This is a genomic window from Nonomuraea sp. 10N515B (genome assembly GCF_052245915.1).
Lineage (GTDB): Bacteria > Actinomycetota > Actinomycetes > Streptosporangiales > Streptosporangiaceae > Nonomuraea.
Map to the genome: position 1 here is coordinate 1 of NZ_JBQQBQ010000114.1, position 15767 is coordinate 15767.

General features: G+C 67.9%; 13 protein-coding genes and 2 pseudogenes. 3 read left to right on the forward strand and 12 right to left on the reverse strand.

Annotated elements, in window-relative coordinates; translation table 11 throughout:
- Positions 1–199, reverse strand: a pseudogene (locus tag ACTWQA_RS56480) (alpha-L-arabinofuranosidase); the annotation flags it as partial.
- Positions 200–489: 290 nt separating this feature from the next.
- On the opposite strand from ACTWQA_RS56480, the gene ACTWQA_RS56485 reads away from it, so the two are divergent.
- Positions 490–1491, forward strand: a complete 1002-nt coding sequence (locus tag ACTWQA_RS56485) for a LacI family DNA-binding transcriptional regulator (RefSeq protein WP_443167041.1) — start codon at positions 490–492, stop codon at positions 1489–1491.
- 60 nt (positions 1492–1551) lie between these two features.
- Here the strand turns inward: ACTWQA_RS56485 and ACTWQA_RS56490 are convergent, their stop codons facing one another.
- From ACTWQA_RS56490 to ACTWQA_RS56510, 5 genes are all read right to left on the reverse strand, one after another.
- Complete coding sequence (locus ACTWQA_RS56490) at positions 1552–3024, reverse strand: alpha-N-arabinofuranosidase (RefSeq protein WP_443167042.1); 1473 nt, start codon at positions 3022–3024, stop codon at positions 1552–1554.
- A gap of 13 nt (positions 3025–3037) precedes the next feature.
- The gene (locus tag ACTWQA_RS56495) at positions 3038–3871 is read right to left on the reverse strand and encodes a carbohydrate ABC transporter permease (protein WP_443167043.1); all 834 of its coding nucleotides are present in this window, start codon (positions 3869–3871) and stop codon (positions 3038–3040) included.
- The gene (locus ACTWQA_RS56500; protein WP_443167044.1) at positions 3868–4794 is read right to left on the reverse strand and encodes a carbohydrate ABC transporter permease; all 927 of its coding nucleotides are present in this window, start codon (positions 4792–4794) and stop codon (positions 3868–3870) included. The genes ACTWQA_RS56495 and ACTWQA_RS56500 overlap by 4 nt, the downstream gene beginning before the upstream one ends.
- Positions 4795–4799: 5 nt before the next feature.
- Positions 4800–6119, reverse strand: coding sequence for an ABC transporter substrate-binding protein (locus ACTWQA_RS56505; RefSeq protein ID WP_443167045.1), 1320 nt, complete (start codon positions 6117–6119; stop codon positions 4800–4802).
- A 768-nt stretch (positions 6120–6887) separates the two neighbouring features.
- Positions 6888–7412: a hypothetical protein gene (locus ACTWQA_RS56510; protein ID WP_443167046.1), complete on the reverse strand. Its 525-nt coding sequence runs from the start codon at positions 7410–7412 to the stop codon at positions 6888–6890.
- Between the two features lie 65 nt (positions 7413–7477).
- On the opposite strand from ACTWQA_RS56510, the gene ACTWQA_RS56515 reads away from it, so the two are divergent.
- Both ACTWQA_RS56515 and ACTWQA_RS56520 read left to right on the forward strand, forming a co-directional pair.
- The gene (locus tag ACTWQA_RS56515; protein ID WP_443167047.1) at positions 7478–7783 is read left to right on the forward strand and encodes a hypothetical protein; all 306 of its coding nucleotides are present in this window, start codon (positions 7478–7480) and stop codon (positions 7781–7783) included.
- Positions 7784–8074: 291 nt separating this feature from the next.
- The gene (locus ACTWQA_RS56520; RefSeq protein WP_443167048.1) at positions 8075–8872 is read left to right on the forward strand and encodes a hypothetical protein; all 798 of its coding nucleotides are present in this window, start codon (positions 8075–8077) and stop codon (positions 8870–8872) included.
- Between the two features lie 122 nt (positions 8873–8994).
- Here the strand turns inward: ACTWQA_RS56520 and ACTWQA_RS56525 are convergent, their stop codons facing one another.
- The 6 genes and pseudogenes from ACTWQA_RS56525 to ACTWQA_RS56550 all read right to left on the reverse strand — a co-directional run.
- Complete coding sequence (locus tag ACTWQA_RS56525; RefSeq protein WP_443167049.1) at positions 8995–10734, reverse strand: ATP-binding protein; 1740 nt, start codon at positions 10732–10734, stop codon at positions 8995–8997.
- 238 nt (positions 10735–10972) lie between these two features.
- Positions 10973–13282, reverse strand: coding sequence for a 2OG-Fe(II) oxygenase (locus ACTWQA_RS56530; RefSeq protein ID WP_443167050.1), 2310 nt, complete (start codon positions 13280–13282; stop codon positions 10973–10975).
- Positions 13283–13577: 295 nt separating this feature from the next.
- A complete protein-coding gene (locus tag ACTWQA_RS56535; RefSeq protein ID WP_443167051.1) occupies positions 13578–13775 on the reverse strand; it encodes a hypothetical protein in 198 nt (65 codons plus the stop codon).
- On the reverse strand, positions 13772–14182 hold the full coding sequence (locus ACTWQA_RS56540; RefSeq protein WP_443167052.1) for a hypothetical protein: 411 nt from the start codon (positions 14180–14182) through the stop codon (positions 13772–13774). The genes ACTWQA_RS56535 and ACTWQA_RS56540 overlap by 4 nt, the downstream gene beginning before the upstream one ends.
- 329 nt (positions 14183–14511) lie before the next feature.
- Entirely contained in the window at positions 14512–15405 is an 894-nt protein-coding gene (locus ACTWQA_RS56545) for a carbon-nitrogen hydrolase family protein (RefSeq protein WP_443167053.1), read from the reverse strand.
- Between the two features lie 171 nt (positions 15406–15576).
- Positions 15577–15767, reverse strand: a pseudogene (locus tag ACTWQA_RS56550) (nucleoside deaminase); the annotation flags it as partial.

Below are 15767 nucleotides of genomic sequence, written 5' to 3' on the forward strand. Positions count from 1 at the left end.
GGACCGTGGAGACGCCCAGCTCCCTGGTCAGGTCCAGCACGTCGCGGCGGAAGCCGTCCTCGTCGGCCGTCGGGTGCCCCGGCTCGTAGATGCCGGTGTAGACGCAGCGCCCGAGGTGCTCGACGAATGTGCCGAACGTACGCCGCCGGACCGGGGCCACGCGGAAGGCGGGATCGATCGTGAGGTGTGCCGTGTGCACTGCTGAACTCCAGGGATGTCGGCCGGATGCGAACCAGGCAATTGTTAACGTTACCAATCGGCTAGTCAAGGCTATGAGCGGGCACTTCATTGTCCGCCTGGTGGGATAATTGTCGTCATGGGGAAGGGAAGATACCAAGCGACGGAGACCGCGTGGCGCGCCTCTCGCCATCTGAGGGCTGTTCAAGGTGAGAGACCTGCCGGCGCAGGCGTCGCTGATATCGTTCCCAGAAGCTACGACACGGGGAAGAGGCTCTGGTGGTAGGTGTCCGGCGGGAGGGGCGTCCCGCGGTGATCGGTGACGTCGCGCGGTTGGCCGGGGTGTCCCCTCAGACGGTGTCGCGCGTCCTGAACGAACGCCCCAACGTGCGCGAGGAGACCCGGAAGCGGGTGCTGGAGGCGATCCGGCAGCTCGACTACCGCCCCAACCTGATGGCCCGAGGGCTGGTCCGCCGGCAGGCGCACACCATCGGTGTGATCAGCTTCGACTCGGTGCTGTTCGGGCCGGCCTCCACGCTGCTGGGCATCGGCCGCGCGGCCCGCGCCGCCGGCTACGGGGTCACGATCGCCACCCCCGAGAGCTTCGACCGTGGCAGCATCGTCGAGGCGATGGCCGATCTGACGAGCCACACGGTGGCCGGAGTGATCACCGTGTTCCCCTCCCAGGTGGCGACCACCAGCGCGCTGCTCAGCCTGCCCGCGGGGCTGCCCGCCGTCGCGGTCGAGGCGACCCCCGACGAATCTGTGCCGACCGTGCGCATCGACCAGGTCGAGGGTGTGCGGATGGCGGTGGAGCACCTGCTGCGCCTCGGGCATTCGACGGTGTGGCACGTCTCCGGCCCGCGTGAGCGCATGGACGCCCAGGCGCGCATCGAGGCGTGGCGGGCGACGCTGGAGCAGGCGGGTCGTCCCGCGCCCCAGGTCGTGCCGGGCGACTGGAGCGCGGAGTCCGGTTATCAGGCCGGGCTGGAGCTGGCCGAGCGCCAGGGCGTGACGGCCGTCTTCGCCGCCAACGACCACATGGCGCTCGGGCTGCTGCGTGCCTTCCACGAGCGCGGCATCAGGGTGCCTGAGGACGTGAGCGTCGTCGGGTTCGACGACATTCCCGAGGCCGGATATCTGATCCCGCCGCTGACCACGGTCAGGCCTGACCACGAGGAGGTGGGCCGTCGCTCGGTGGAGACGCTGCTGCGGTTGCTCGACGGGGCCGACGCCGACGCCGACGCCGACACCGTACCGTTCGTGGTCCCGACGCTGGTGCGGCGGGCAAGCACCGCACCGGCGGCGAGCTGATCGAAGGAGCTCTAGGTCGTCACCGCCTGGACGACGGGGACGGTTGGCGCATGGCCCGTCTCAGTCCTGTCGCTGGGCCTTCAGCGCCGTCCAGGACTCGGCGGGCAGGTGCAGGACGGTGGTCCCGTCGTCGGCGGCCACATGCTGGGTGAAGGGCAGGGGGAGACCGGATCCGGTCGCGGTCAACATCCACGCGTCCTGGACCTTCAGCGTTCCCGGGCCCTCGTGGCCCAGCCGGATCCGCACCGGCTCGGCACTGCGGTTGGTGACGAACAGGGCGATCTCCCCCGTGTCCTCGTCGTGGGTCGCGGCTGCGGCGACGGCGGGGACGTCGCCGTGCCGTACGGTGGCGACCTCCGGGGCGGCGACCACCGTGTGGAGGCTCAGGCCGCGGGCCATGCGGGCGGCGAGCGCGAACGGGTAGAAGATCGTCTGCTTGCGTGCCGGGCCGCCCGGCCGGGTGAGGATCGGCGCGCTCACGTTGACCAGCAGTGACTGGCAGCCGACGCGGACCCGGTCGGCGTGGTTGAGCAGTGCGACCAGCAGGTCGCCCGTCACCACCCCGTCCAGCGGGGTGTACTCGTGCTCGGTGAGCGGCAGGGCCACGTCCGGCTCGCGGGCGGTCAGGTCCACGTACGGGTCACGGGTCCAGACGTTCCACTCGTCGCACGACAGGTTGATCTTCTTCTTGCGACCCAGCCGCGCCCCGACCGCGTCGGCGGTGGCGATCACGTCGCCGATGAACGCGTCCAGCGCCGCGCCGGAGCCGAGGTACCCCGCCCGCTCCCCGTCGTTGAGGTAGTACGCGTGCAGGGACAGGTAGTCGGCGATGTCGTAGGCCTGCTCCAGGACCTCCGTCTCCCAGTAGCCGAAGGTCGGCATCTCCCTGTTGCTGCTGCCGCAGACCACCAGCTCGATCCCGGGATCGACGAGCTTCATCGCCTTGCCCGCCTCGCGCGCCAGTGCGCCGTACTCGCGGGCGCTAGTGTGCCCGATCTGCCAGGGCCCGTCCATCTCATTGCCGAGGCACCACAGGGGGACCTTGTACGGATCGGCGGTGCCGTTGGCGCGGCGCAGGTCGGACCAGCGGGTGGCGCCCGGCGCGTTGCAGTATTCGACCAGGTCCGCGGCCTCCTGGATGCCGCGGGTGCCGAGGTTCACCGCCATCATCGGGGTCAGGCCGCCGCGTGCCGCCCAGCCGAGGAACTCGTCGGTGCCGACCTCGTTCGGCTCGATCCCGCGCCAGGCCAGGTCGAGGGTGCGGGGCCGGGACTCGCGCGGGCCGATGCCGTCCTCCCAGCGGTAGCCGGAGACGAAGTTGCCGCCCGGGTAGCGCACCAGCGTGACGCCCAGCTCGCGGACCAGCTCGGCGACGTCGCCGCGGAAGCCGTGCTCGTCGGCAGTGGGATGGCCGGGCTCGTAGATGCCGGTGTACACGCATCGGCCCATGTGCTCGACGAATGACCCGAACAGGCGGCGGTCCACGGGACCTCGATGGAAGGAGGTGCTGAGCGTGATGTCAGCGGTGAGCAATGACGACTCCTGACTATTTGCTGCTGCCTGCCAGCAGGCCCTTGATGAAGTGGCGCTGCACCAGCAGGAAGACGATGACGGTGGGAACGGTGGCGATCGTGCAGGCGGCCATGAGCTGGCCCCACAGGTCGAAGCCGCTGGCGGTCTGGGCGCCGGTGACGTTAGTGGCGAGGTTGGCCAGCAGGACCGAGACGGTCTGCCGGTTCTCGTCGTTGACCGCCACGATCGGCCAGACCAGGTCGTTGTAGACGTTGAAGAAGGTGAGCACGGCCAGCGCCGCCAGCCCGGGACGGATCACCGGCACCACGACCGACCAGAACGTGCGCAGCACCGACGCACCGTCGATGGCCGCGGCGTCCAGCATCTCGTCGGGCACCTGGCTGATGACTTGGCGCATGTAGAACACGCTGAAGGCGTCCACCGCGCCGGGCAGGATAAGCGCCTGATAGGTGTTGACCCAGCCGAGTTGCTTCATCTCCAGCAGCAGCGGGATGACCAGGGCCAGGGTGGGCAGCATCAGCGTCAGCAGCACCACCCCGAACAGCGCCTCCTTGAACCGGAAGCGGTACTTGGCGAAGCCGTACCCGGCCAGCGGGCAGAACACCAGGGTCAGAGCGCTCTTGGCGACCACCACCATGGCCGTGTTGCCGAGTGCCTGGCCGATCGGCACCACCTCGAACATCGCCTTGAAGTTGTTCAGCGTGAACGGCCCCGCCCCCAGCGGGTCGTTCAGGATGCTCGCCCCCGGCTTGAACGCCGAGACGGCCATCCACCAGATGGGATAAAGGAAAACCACGACGGCCGCCGCCAGCAGCAGGTATCCGCCGCCGCGGCGCACCACGCTCATTTCGACTCCCGGAACAGGCGCACCGCCGCGACCGAGAGCGCGAGGACCATGACGACCAGCAGGAACGTGTTGGCAGCCCCCGTGCCGAGGTCGGAGGCGCCGATGTGCTGGAACAGGTACAGGCCGCTGGTGGTGCTGCTGTTGTACGGGCCTCCGTCCGTCAGCACGTACGGCTCCAGGAACATTTGCGAGATGCCCAGCGTGGAGATGACCACGAAGAACGCGATGGCGTGACGCATCAGCGGCACGGTGATCCTCCAGAAGGTGGTGAACGGCCCCGCCCCGTCCAGCGCGGCCGCCTCGTAGACCTCGCCGGGGATGCCCTGGATGGCGGCCAGCATGACGATGAGCGCGAACCCGCTGGACTTCCACAACACCAGCAGGGCGATCGTCACCTTGGACCACTCGGTCGAGGTCAACCACTCCACGGACGGCAGTCCGACCAGCTCGAGGAGGTAGTTGGCCACTCCGTAGTCCCTATCGAAGATCAGGATGAAGGCCTGGGCCATGGCCGCGATCGGCGTCACGTAAGGAATGATCACCGCCGTGCGCAGCAACGCTTTGAAGCGGAGCCCCGCCCGCGACAGCGCGCCCGCCGCGGCGATGGCCCCGACGGTCTGCAGCGGCACGATCAGCAGCCAGATGAGGACCGTGTTGCCCAGCGCCGCCCAGAAGTCGGAGTTGGTCAGCAGGTAGGAGTAGTTGCCCAGCCCGGCCCATCGGTACGTCGCGCCGCCGTGCCAGTCCAGGAAGCTGAGCTGGAAGGCGTAGTAGAGCGGGTAGGCGGTGAAGGCCGCGAAGAACAGGAGGAACGGGGAGACCAGCAGCAGCCCCCTCCATCCCGTACGCGGCCCACGCCGGCCACGGGACGCGCGGGCGGCGGACGCGTGCCGCGCGGCCACCCGGTTAGCCAGTGTCGACACAGCCGTCAGTTCCTGTCGATCAGGTTCTTCTTGATGTCGGCCGTGGACTTGGCGATCACCTCGTCGACCGACATCTTCCCGTCCATCAGGCGCTGGACGTTGGCGCCGAGGTATTTGGCCGCTTGGCCGTACCAGGAGGGGGCCGTGTATCCGGGCGGGATCTCCAGTGCCGCCTTGGTGCTGATGGTCCAGTTGTCCACGCCGCCGAGCTGCGGCAGCTTTTCCACCAAGGGCTTGGCAGGGTCGAGCGCCGACTTGACCGAGGGGACGACGGTGTTGAGCCCGGTCGGGTAGACCGAGTTCTTGGAGAACACCGTCCGGTACCCCTCGGGCCGGTAGATGGCGAACTCGTAGAACAGCCAGGCCAGCTCGGGGTTCTTGGCCTTGGCGGGGATGACGAAGGAGCTGCCGCCCATCAGCCCGCTGCGGGCGCCGCCGGAGGACCAGGCGGGCAGGTGGGTCATCCGCCACTGGCCCGTCGTCTTCTTCAGACCCGACTGCGGGATGAAGATGAACCACTGCGCCCACGGGACCAGCGAGATGATCCCGTCGTCGAGCATGGTGATCTGGGCGGTGCTCGCGAACTTCTGCCGCGCGCCCAGCCCTTCGTCCACGACGGTCTTGATCCAGGTCAGCGCCCTGCGGGAGGCCTCGCCGTCCAGCGTCAGGTTGCCCGAGGGGTCCACAAGGCCGTGTCCCTGCTGCTGGTTCAGGAACATCGTGTACCACATCATGCCCAGGGTGTTGTCCTGCTCCAGCGGGATCGGCCTGGCCTTGGGGTTCTTGGCCTTGATGGCGCGGGCGGCGCCCAGCAGCGCGTCGTAGTCGGTCAGGGAGGCCGGGTCGACGCCGGCGCCTTTGAGGATCTCGTCGTTGTAGTAGAGGAGCCCCGGGTCGGTGTCCCACGGGACGCCGACGAGCCGGCCGTCGTGGGTGAGGACGTCGAGCTTGAACTGGACGGTGTCGGCGCGGTACTTGCTCATCAGCGCGGTCAGGTCGTACAGGTGGTCGGCGTGCTGGCCGAGCTGGTCGTCCTCCCAGAACGACCCGTCAGGCAGGCCGACGCCGCTGACCAGGGCCGGAGCGAGCTTGGTGGCGATGTCCACGCCTTTGAGGTTGACCTTGACGTTGGGGTATTGGGCGTTGAAGGCCGGGACCACGGTGCGGAAGACCTTCAGCAGGTCGTCGTCGCGCATCCACAGGGTGACCTCGCCGCGGGCCTGCGCGGCCGACGGCGCGGCCGAGGATCCGAGCGCGGCGGGTTTGTCCGACTCGACGGGCACGCCGCAGGCGGCCAGCGTGCCGGCTGCGGCCAGCCCTCCCATACCTCGGAGGACGTCGCGGCGAGTAGGCGATGTTAGCGCTCCCAAAAGATGCGAGCGGACCATGGTCTCTCCTTGGGTCCGGAAGATGCCGAAGGTGTCAGGACGGCCGGGCGTCTCGATTGTTAACGATGCCATTCCATGGCGTCAAGCACAGGTTTCCCCCAGATATATCCGTCGGCGGCGTGAATGTTATCGTTGCCATAGAAGAATCCTCTGTGAGCACGATGCACTGGGCCTGCCCCACGCTGAAGGCATCTCGGCCGCCCGTAACCAGCCCGGCGCCCGGGCACTTCGGTGTGCGGACATCACCGGCGAGCAGGCCCTCGGGCCGCGTGTCCTGAAACGCAGAAGAGGCCCCGAAGGGCCTCTGGCTGCGCAGTTCGGAGCGGGCGGTTGTCCGGTCGGCGTCAGGAAACTCCTGAGGATGACGAGCATGGGGTGTTTCTGGCTGGCAGTGATCTGGAAGCCGCATGACGTCGGACGGGCTGCTGGGGCGCGCAGAGCTGGAGTCGGGCGTTCACGGCGCTGGGTGAGCGTCTGGTACGGCGAGGGGTGGTTGCGGGTGATGGCGGCGTCGCCTGAGCACGTGTTCGCGATGAAGGCACTCGCGGCGCGGACGCGTGACGTCGACGATCTGTGTCACCTGGCATCGCTGGTAGTGATCACCTCGTCGGCTCAGGCGGTGGAGTGTCGAACCAGTCGGGTGCGGCCTCAGCGAGTCGGGCTTCCGGCAGAGCGGCGTCGGCCTCCCGGAGACGTTCGACCTTGTCACGTCTCAGCCGGGACATCCACCACCCTGAGCAGCGCGGACAGCCGCTCCTCCAACCCGAGCGTGTCGCTGTCCCCCGCGATGATCCCCTTGCGCAGCACCGCGACCGCCCGATCGGTCTCTCCGCGGGCGGCGCGGAGGTCGGCCAGCGGCTCTGCCGCCCGTACGGCCTCGGCACGCGCAGCCAGATGATCCTGCAGGATGACGTGGCGGAACTGCAGCTCGGCGCCGACGTGCCGGAGCAGTCCGCGCTCGCGCGCGTCGTTGAGGAAAGCGATCAGCCGTACGGGCAGCCACCCGCGCGCGGCCAGGACGAGGTGGTTGGCGCGAAAAAACAGCCACGCCCACATCCCGCCCTGCCACGCCCCCGCCACGGCGAAGACCACCGCTCCGGCGACCGCCATCGTCAGCAGCCGGTCGGGCCGCATGAACCAGGCCGGCACCGAGAAGGCCAGGAGTGCGAGGAGCCCACGCTGGAGGAAGGCCACGATCGCCCGGAGGTGATAGGCGCGCAGCACGGACATGAGCGCGACCCCTGCGCAGCCCGACTGAATCCCACCAGGTCGGCAACGTGCCCATGGCCGCCCACATGACGACGCCGCCCACCACGCCCACCCAGATGGCGTCCAGTCGCCACCCGAGCAGCGGCCCTCCCAGCAGGCCGCCCAAACCGCCCGGTAGCACGCAGACCAGCGGCAGCACCGAGACGACCACGAGCGGCGCATTACCGGCGATCAGCCCGATCACCAGAACCGCCAGCAGGACGACGCCCACGACGACCGGCACGAACAACGGCACTCTCCACGGCCGAAAATGCCCGGCCGACAGCTCCCACCAGCGCAGGGTCCGCGTCCCGCTGTGGAACATCTGCAGGGCCAGGCAGCTCAGCCGCTGAGCCGCCCGTTCGGGACGGTATCGGCGCCCACGCCCGCCGCTCAGCCCCTCCGGCTCGGCGTAGGCCGCCGGCACGAACTGATCCAGCAGCAACCGTTCGACCGTGTCGCGATCCGGCACGCGTACCAGATCGCCCGGATCCTGCTCGGGTGCCCGGTAAACGGTCCTAGCCAGGCTCACCATCAGCGGCGTCGACAGCGCCCGCGCCAGCGGCCCGTCGCGATGCTCGCGAATCTCCTGGAAAACCGGCTCCCACCGCCCGCGCGCCGGCTCAGGATGCGACAGGAACTCGATGACGTCCCCTCCGCCGACCGGCTCGATCTCCACGACGGCCGCCCTGGACAGCAGCGTTCCGCTGCTTTTCACCGCTTGCTCGTACGGCAGGCCGCGGCAGGTCACCAGCAGCGGGCACCCCGTGGCGGCGAAGTTGTCTAGAGCTCGCACAGCGATGCCGAGAGACGGCGGGCAGTTCGTCCAGTCCGTCGAGGATCGGCAGCAGCTTGCCGTCGTCCAGCAGCCTGCCCACCGCCGCCCGGTCGGCGGAGGCGAGATAGTCCTCCCGGATGCGGCGCGCGGCGAAGTCCGCCACTGCCCCAGCACCATCAGCTGCCGATACGGCAACTCGAGGAACGCCGTCACGATGCCCCGGGCATCCCCTTCCAGCGGCAGCGACTCCCAATGCGCACCCGAGGTGTCGCCCAGCACGACGTCGCGACCGGCGGCGACAGGACGACCGGTCGACGACCACATGACCCGCAGCGGCATCGGCTGGTTGATCCCGTACTGCACGACCAGGTACTTGTACCGCGTCCCCACTGCGCGGGTCAGCTCGTCCACCAGGTCCGCCGCTCCTGTGCGGGCCCGCCGAATCTCGATCCTGGCGACCATGGCCAGCAGCAGGATCGTCACGCCCCACACGAGCATCGGCCAGCCCGCCCACGCGACCTGGACAGTGTTGGTGGCGAGGTTGCCCACCAGCGCCAAGGCAACCGAGAACAGCACGGCGAGGGTGCCCGCCGCTCGCGCTCGCGCCGCACGCTCATCGACCGGCCCCCATCGGTTTCCCGCGCTCAGGTGCGCCGAATCCTAACCGCGCGAGGGGTGCGGAGGAAGGTCTCGGCTGCGTCGACGGGGTAGCCGTAGGCATTGTCACCGCCGCCTTCGACCGGGTCGACTTGGTGCCTGGAGCCCTGGGGAGGTCGTCTGGGCTAATTAGCTGCTGTTGTCCGGTTCGAAGAGAGTGCCCTGAGCGGCGCGCCGGTATTTGACGTTAGGGCTGCGGGGGTTGCCGATGTGTTCGATGGTGCCTTCGTCACGAAGGACGCGGAGCCAACGTCGTACGATCTGGTCGGCCAGGTCGGTTCGTGCGGCGAGTTCGGCGCGGGAGAGGGTGTCGGAGCCGAGTGCGTCGAGGATTGTCTTGCGGCGGTCGGCTCGTTCGGCGGTTGGTGGAGTGCGCTGGGGAGCGAGTTCGTAGCGAGCCCAACGGCGGGTCCCGGCCTGTGTGATCAGTTCTCGGGCGACGAGGTCTTGGAGTTCGGCGGTGGCGACGCGGGAGTCCACTCCGGTGTGTTCGCGGTAGGCGCGGTTGTCCAGGGCATCCTGTGCGTCGCGCAACACGGCGAGGAACAGGTGCTGACTGCTGGTCAGGCCCTTCGCGCCGAGGCTACTGATCCATTGGATCGTGTCCGGACCGAGCAGGGTGTGATTGGGGAAGGTCACTGTGAATCTGGAGATCTTGTCGTCGAACCGAGGCGGGCTCATGCCCGCGGCACGCAGCGCGTCCAACATGGCGCGGATGCCAGAGCCGCGGTTCTCACAGATGGTGCGGGTTTCGCCGGGGAGCGGCACGTCCTCCAGAAGCCTGATGAGGGCGGCGTTGCGGGCGGAGGAGACGCCCTCCTCTCCGAGATCGTCGACGGTGAGTGAGCCGTAGAGCCCGCCGGGATTGCTGATGACCAAGCGGTCGGGGTACATCTCGATCCGGATCGCCGTGCCTCGCGCGCTGCCTGACAGGTCGCGGTGGACGAGGGCGTTGGTGATGGCTTCGCGAAGCGCGGTCTCGGGGTACTCCCACACGTCCTGGCGGCCGACTCCGACGATGAGGGCGCGGCGTGACATGTTCCGGCGGACGGCGTTGAGAGCGTCGCGGATCAGGACGGGGATGGGGCCCTCGAAGGTGACGTTGTCCAGGAAGCGCTCCCCGGAGGGCGTCGGCGATCCAGTCACGGTGGGGTAGGAGACGAACGTCACCATGAGCTGGGGAAAAAACTCCTGGGGAAAGGAGTTCAGGGTCAGCAGCCCGGCAACCGACACGGCCTCGGTGGTGCCATGAGGCACGAGTACCTTGGCCCGGCGCAGGATGGCTTCGCGGGTGAGCCCCTGGAACGCGTAGGGCCTGGTGATCCGCAACCGGGCAACCAGGGCGTCCGCGCTAACCGGATCGATGCTGTCGAGCCCGGTACCGGGCACGGGTTCCTCGTCGTCGCGGGGCTGGCCCCGGGAAGAGAGCAGGAGTTGGACTTCGTACGTGGTCAGCCGCCGGTCGCCGTCGCTGACTCGGGTGTAGCTGCCCTTGGTGATCCCGGCGGTCTTGACGAAGCAGGGTTTGTGCGCTGGATCAAGTTCCGGCACGTGTGCGACCACGATCTGCGTGCCCTCGAATGAATGAATTTCGATCAGTGGTCGGACCGGAGGCTCCATGTCCTCTGCACACATCGCGCCGAGATCCGCCGCCAGCTTGGCCGGGTGGGCAAGGCCCGTCGCGGCGAAGGCGTCGGTCTCGTCCAGGCCAAGGATGATTACGCCTCCGTGCGAGTTGGAGAAGGCGGACAAGGTTTCCCGGACGGACTTGGGCAGCCCGCTCTGGGCCCTCTTGACCTCGATGTCGGCGATATCCGCGCCGAGCGTGCGCAGGTTTGCCACAATCTCGGCGATCTCGTCGGCCTGCATCTTGATCCCCTCCAATCGACATGTTCATTAACATGTCGATGAACATGTTAATGAACATGTTCGCTGTTTGGGGGGTGCTCGCAGACAAGGAAAATGACAATCTTGTCCGGGGTCTGTGTCCGAGGATTGAGCACCACTGGTCGCATATGGTGGCTCGCCTCCTCCCTCCACATCGCATCCGCGTGGCCTGACATGAGCCTTCCCTCCGTACCCGGTTTGAGCGTCGTGCAAGGTCGGATCAGACAGAAACATTCCAGTTCGTGGTGAGCCAGGCCAGGTCTGCTTCGTGACGTGCACGCGTGAGACGTTCTCGTTCAAAGAGCGCCTCGGTCTTGGTCAACACCAGGGTGTACGGGCGGCCCTGCCGCCTGGTCTCGTGGCGGACGGGCAACTCGGCATCATCTAGTCGGGCGTGGACATGCCTGCGGTTATCTTTCGCGAGCGGCCAGTCGAAAGCACGTCGTTCGGGATGCTGGAGGAACGAGCCGAGCACTTCGCACAGCCCGCATGCGCATCCGGTGGGCAGCGCGATCGACCAGTCGCCAGGTGCGCGTTGCGGCTGGGCGAGCGATGTCTGGATCCGTTCGGCGCAGCTGATGGCCAGTTCGCCGAAACCCGCCCGTTGCGGCCCCGCGGCCCGCAATGTGGCCAATGCCAGCACGAGCGCCCGCTCGCCGTCTGTCCGCGCGAGCTTGTGGGCCCCCTCCAGTACGCCCGTCGATCCCAGTTGGGCCGCGGCCGCGATGATCCCGGAGCATGGCGCCCCGAAGGCGGTCAGCCATTCTTCCCGTCGGGAGGTGAGGGGCCCGTCGAGCGCTGGACCGACCTGGCCCGCGAACATCGTCCACGACAAATCGACGATGCGGCAGGCGGCCGTGATGGACGCTCTCCCCTCGAGCGAGAGCGCGGTACACAGCCGAGGAAGATTCTCGAGCCATTCCAGCGGCGCTTGGGCGAGGCCGTAGGAGCCGGGCCGCCAGCCCTTGGACCAGTCGCGCAGCAGACCGTCGATCCAGGTGTCGCCGTAGCGCGCCGCCAGGCCGGCGAATGCCGGGCCGTGTCCGGGGACCAGCCGCCCCAACTCGAACGGCCGCAGAAGCATGGCGGCGATCTCCGCGTCATCCAGCTCCCTGGCTGCTTCCAGCGCCTTGCCGAGAAATTCGGTCTGGTCGGCGTAACGGCCTGCGGCGTGCCAGAAGGACTCCAGCGACCGCGCCGCCTCACGGGCCTCCGCGATCTCCCCGGCGCGGGTTATCGCAGTGAGTTCGTCCAGCGCCCATTCCGGAGACGCCTCGGCCCGGCTGGCGAAGCCCTGGCTCCGAGGCCAGATGACCAGCGCTGCTCGCCGGTACCAGCGGTCCAGGGTGTTGCCGTAGTTGCCCATGTAACCCTCGTACTCGGAGGAGTAGGGCGTGATATCAGCCGTAGGGGTCGTCGCGGCCACCTCGGCGTCGCTGAGGTCCAGCGAGATGTCCTCGAGCCGCCCTGTTTCCGGGCCGATCCAGTGGGCAAGCGTCGTGGAGGTTCCGATCAGGTCCTGCAGGACGTACTGCCCGTCGTCGGCGCTGCCCGAGTCCTCGTAGTCGTCGGGGTCCTCGTCCTCATGAACGCCGTACCACGCATCCTCGTCCTCGTCGGGATCGTAGGCGTCCCAGGTCTCCTGGATCTCCGCGAGGGCCAGGGTGACCTCGCAATCCGCCCGCTCCGCCGCAGCCCGCAGCAGAGCGCTCCGTGCGGCGTCGGAGCCCTTCAACCGGGACCAGCTCAGCCCGCGGGCGGTGTACTCATGGTCGAGGAGGTACGCCAGCCGCGCTGGCGGATCGCCCCTGCGATGGCTGTATGGGAGGACGACCGGGGTGGTGAAGTGCGCGTGAAGGCAGGCCGCGAGATCACTGACCAGCGGATGCTCGGCCGCCGTATCCTGGCTGTCGCCCGTCAGGAGCAGGTTGTAGGTAAGGGCGACGCGGTTGCTCGTCTTCACGGGAAGAACCTGGTGCCGGCAGTCGGCGTAGAAGGCCACCAGCGAGACCGCGGTCTTCAGCCCCCGGTATTTCTTGGTCTGGCCCTGATGCTCGACGACGAGCTCGCCGCCGGTGTGCGCGGACGGCAGCGTCACCACCAAGGTCGCGACCATGGCGTCGTTCTTCTCGGAGTCCTGGTGCGCGACGAAGAACTGCCCGGTCTCGTAGAGGAGCATGGAGTGCAGGTCAGGCGTGAGCTTGCAGTGCGGCGGCAACCCCAGCTCTTGGCGCATTCCATCGAGGACGGCCGCGAACGCCTCTGTCCACTCGACGCGCACCAACTCCTTGGGAATCTCCCAGGTGTCGCGCACCTCCGGGTCGGCAAGGGTTTGCTCGCCACGTCCGAACCGCGCACGGCGGCTGAGCCCGCGCAGTTGGACGGCCTGCTCATCGGAGATGGGAAACCGCAGCGGGCCGACCCCATCGACCACCACCGACAGATCGGTCTTGGTAAGCTTTCGACAGACACTGAACGCGGCCGGTTCCGCCGACGCCTCGAGCAATCCGGCCAGTAGGTCACGGGCCATGTCGGGCACGGAATCCCCCCTTTTCTGTCGCGGAACCAAAGCTACTGTGTGGGGAGAGCGCTCCGGTGGGGGCTTTCAGGAACGCCATCCGCGGATGCCGAAGACCACGACTGGGAACTTCTGTGCGGTACTTACATCGGCCAGCGGTGACTCCACGCCCTGGATGTCACGCTGTACCTCCGACTGATCACGGGAGCAGGCGGGCGAGTCGTTCGGCGTTGAGTGCGTGGATGGCATCGTCGACGGCTTGCCGGTCGGTGAGGTCGACGCCGCGCTGATCGAGGGCGTAGGTCAACTACTGGCGCAGGATGTCGGCGAGGGCTGTGCGCTGGGTGGCATCGAGGATGGTCTTGCGGGGCAGCCAGTCGGTGAGCAGCAGCATGACCTCGGTCGGGCTCCAGGCCAGCGGGCCAGAGACGATGTAGCCCTCGCCGTAGTCCAGGAACAGCTCGGCCAGCTGGGCCAGGATGGGCGTTGGCCCTGTCCGAGTCACCGGCCGCCGATGAAGTACGTGGCGGGGATGAACAGCTCGTGCCCGGTGTTGAAAAGCACCCGCACCCCAGCGGTCGTCCACGTCGTCGTCTTGACGGAGTCGGCGGACGTTTCGATGTCCACCCGGTGGCCGTAGGAAAGGCTGGGATCCCGGCCGACGAAGATCTGGTGCGACTCCCCAAGAAGGGCGCTCTCGCGAACCAAGGCCAGCAGATGCTTTGAATCGTCGTCGTACGTCACGGTGGCCAGCTGATCGCTGCGGTAGACCACCTCGGACTGGGGCCACTGCGCCGCGACGGACAGCGTCGCACCCAGCGCGATGCCGAGAACGATCAGCCCGAGACCCCTCAGCCGCCTGGATCGGTTCGGGCGGGCCAACGGCGGTTCCACAGCCAAGGACGAAGTCATCAACGGCCTCCGTAATGATCGACTTCATGGTTCGTCGCTCCCGCACGATGAAAAGTTCGCGAGCGCCAACGGCTTGCACTGGCAGTGGGCACGGCTTTGTACCCAGGCCCGCCCTCATCACCTCCGACAGCTTCGCCTACCTCACCCATCGAGAGGCACACCAGGAGGACGAGACCGAAGGGCGCCACCTCGAGTTCGGAGTTCACGGTTATGGCGCCACGGCATCGAGCTCGCCCAGCGGCTTACCGCTCACCTGCAGAGGTGGGACTGCAAATGGCGGCAACATCTGGGGCCGCGGTTCACCCTCTATGAGTGCCACGGTCGCCCGATCAGAACGCCGTGCGTGTCTCGCTCCGAGGATCCCTCAGCACCATCCGGTCGTCATAGAGCCCCGCGCGTGCCAGGCGACGCCATGGCCGGGCGAGGCGAACGGACACATCAATATCCTCATCTGTCGCGTCAAGGTCGAGATCGGCCACGGCCAGCGCTGGTCGGCCGTCCCCCGGGCAGCGCGCCAGCCAGCGACCGCCGGGTGCGACGATCCCTGAGGGCACAGTTGCGCTGAACTGGGCCGGGATGGAGTACCCGAGCCAGTAGCCGTACAGCCTGCCGTATGCCTGTGCGACAACCGCTCGGGCCGCGTCGTCGACCATCACCGACAACAGGACGCAGTGCACGTTCAGTCGCTCGTACTCAGCGAACACCTCGGGGAACTCCGCTTCGATGCACAGAGCGCACCCGAACCGGATTCCGTCGATCTCGAAGACGATCGGCGACGAACCGGGCGAATACATGAAAGAAATCTCGGTGTTCGACAAGAATCGCTTGTCATACCGTGCAACCAGGTGCCCCTGGTCGCTGACCACATACAGGCTGTTGTGCGGCCGGTTCGGCGAGGTCAGTGGGTGGATCGAGCCGAAGGCCACCCAGAGGCGAAGCTCTCCGGCCAGGCTCGCGATCGACTCGGCCTCCTCGCGCAGCACGTCCCAAGGGACGCGGCTCCAGTCCGCCGCTGCCAGCGTTCCAGGCGGGCCGGAAGACATCACGTGCTTGCCCGGATATGTGATCGCCCCTTCTGGGAACTGCACCAGTCGCGCACCGGCCGCGGCGGCCTCCCGCATCAGGCTGCGCACTTCCGCCCCACTCGCCCGTAGCGTCCTCGGATCGGTCGGATCCTCAGGCACCGTGCTTTGCGCGACCGCCAGCCGCAATGTCCTCGCCATCCCGGGACGATACGACAGAAGGCAAAGTGCGGCCACGGCTCATGATCTGCTCCACCACGCCTCCGAATGGCAGCGCGCCGTCAGGGCGCGTGCTGAAGTGGGTGGCCGGCCGGAGCGGGGCTGATCTGTCAGGCTCTTGATGCCCTCCTGGTAAAAGGGCGCCGACGGTGCTCAGTCGGGACGTCTGGCTGCCCGGGTGTGCAGGTCTCGCATCTCCTTGTCGAGGGGTGGCACCGGCCCTATGACAGGGATGTCGGGTGCGATCTCGGTGATCGGCAGGCTCCGCACGGGTGAGGCGGGGCGCCCGAGCGCTGTGCGCCACTCGACGAGTTGTGCGGCGGAGTGGATGTAGATGATCCGGC